Source organism: Streptomyces sp. MZ04, from assembly GCF_004684775.1.
Lineage (GTDB): Bacteria > Actinomycetota > Actinomycetes > Streptomycetales > Streptomycetaceae > Streptomyces.
In genome coordinates, this window is record NZ_SRIC01000549.1 from 1 (window position 1) to 1,719 (window position 1,719).

The following is a 1,719-nucleotide window of genomic DNA, read 5'->3' on the forward strand; positions in this document are numbered from 1 at the left end:
TCGGCAGCGTCAGAGGTGTATAAGAGACAGCCCTGACCCGCGGCGGGAAGACGCGCCCTGCGTCGCTTGTGTGCCTGGCTGTGGGCAGGCGTTCCGCAGGGCGGAACGGGTGGGCACAGCTCCCCAGTGCCGGGTGAGCGGGCAATGAGGCGGCTGGGAAACGGACTGGGCCCGCACCAGGGAGCGGTGCGGGCCCAGTTGGGTCGGGGTTACTGCTGGGGCGGCTGCTGCGCCTCCGGAGGCTGCGGCTGAGTCCCGTGCGGGGCCGGGGCCGGGGCCGGGGCCTGCAGGCCGCCGGGCGGCACGGGCTGCCCCGGCTGGAAGGGAGCCCCGGGCTGGTACGGCTGACCGGGCTGCACCGGCTGCTGTGCCTGCCCGCCCTGCGGCTGGGCGGGAGGCAGCTGGCCCGGCTGCGGCTGAGCTCCCTGGTACGGCTGCGGCGGAGCTCCCTGGTACGGCTGCGGCGGAGCAGCGTTCTGCCATCCCTGCGGAGCCCCGGGCTGCGGATACGGCTGCTGCACGCCCGGCTGCTGCGGCTGCACCGGCTGCTGCGGCTGCTGAGGGGCGTACGGCTGCTGCGGCACCTGCCCCGCAGGCCCCTGCTGCCCCGGCGCGGGGTAACCCCCTTGCGCCTGCCCCTGCCCCGGCATCGGCGGAGCCACAGTCGGCGGCGGATTCCCGTCCGAAGTCCACAGCCCCTGCTGCTGCTGAGCCCGCACGAAGTCCTCGGCGACCATCGCCGAGAGGTTGAAGTACGCCTCCCGCACCTTCGGCCGCATCATGTCGAGATCGACCTCGGCGCCGGCGGCGAGATGCTCGTCGAACGGGATGACGACAACACCCCGGCACCGCGTCTCGAAGTGCGACACGATGTCATCGACCTTGACCATCTTTCCGGTCTCGCGCACCCCGGAGATGACGGTGATGGACCGCGAGACCAGATCGGCGTACCCATGGGCCGACAGCCAGTCCAGCGTCGTCGACGCACTGCTCGCACCGTCCACGGACGGAGTCGAGATGATGATGAGCTGGTCGGCGAGGTCGAGAACACCCCGCATGGCGCTGTAGAGCAGCCCGGTGCCCGAGTCGGTCAGGATGATCGGGTACTGCTTCCCCAGTACGTCGATGGCGCGCCGGTAGTCCTCGTCGTTGAAGGCGGTGGACACGGCCGGGTCGACGTCATTGGCGATGATCTCGAGCCCGGACGCGGCCTGCGAGGTGAACCGCCGGATGTCCATGTACGAGTTGAGGTACGGGATCGCCTGGACGAGGTCGCGGATGGTGGCCCCGGTCTCGCGCCGGACGCGGCGCCCGAGCGTACCGGCGTCGGGGTTGGCGTCGATCGCGAGGATCTTGTCCTGCCGCTCGGTCGCCAGGGTGGACCCCAGCGCGGTGGTGGTCGTCGTCTTGCCCACGCCGCCCTTGAGGCTGATGACGGCGATCCGGTAGCAGGAGAGCACCGGAGTCCGGATGAGCTCCAACTTCCGCTGCCGCTCGGCTTCTTCCTTCTTGCCGCCGAGCTTGAATCGGGACCCGCCGGACGCGGGCCGGCTGCTCTTGGCCTTCGGCTTGGTGTTGCGCAGAAGCCGGTCGGAGGAGAGCTCGACGGCGGCCGTGTACCCGAGGGGCGCCCCGGGGTTGGTCCGCTCCCGCTGATCGTGCTGCACGGCCTGCGGCCAGGCGGCGCCGGTGCGGGGGTCGATGGGCGGCTGGGGGGCG

The 1,719-nt window shown here is 71.6% G+C and carries 1 protein-coding gene; it reads right to left on the reverse strand.

What is annotated here, in order from left to right; translation table 11 throughout:
* Positions 1 to 209 precede the first annotated feature (209 nt).
* Positions 210 to 1,719: AAA family ATPase (locus E2651_RS43020; protein ID WP_167829084.1), on the reverse strand; the 1,510-nt coding region annotated here is incomplete at its 5' end.